Here is a 269-nt window from a genome sequence, read left to right on the forward strand (position 1 = left end):
TCGTTCACCACCGCACCGTTGAAGCTGTTGTCGCCGCTCAGGCGCAGCCAGCCGATGCCGGACTTGGTCAGCTTGCCGGGGCCACCGATGTCGTTGGTCCAGTCATCCCAGGCCTCGCCTTCCCAGACCTTCAGGCCACCGGCCTTCTGGTTCATCACCACATCGGTGTCCACGCGCAGCGAGCCGAAGCCTTCGATGGCCTTGCGCAGGTCGACCATGCCCCAGCCGTAGATCTCATCGATGCCCGGATCGCCCAGATCGCGGGCGGT

Annotated in this window: 1 protein-coding gene; it reads right to left on the reverse strand. The window is 65.4% G+C overall.

The features are described 5' to 3' along the window. On the reverse strand, positions 1-269 hold a 269-nt coding region (locus tag AC06FB_RS18880; protein WP_478053989.1), incomplete at both ends, for a hypothetical protein.

Source organism: Stenotrophomonas sp. Steno-C15, assembly GCF_056393265.1.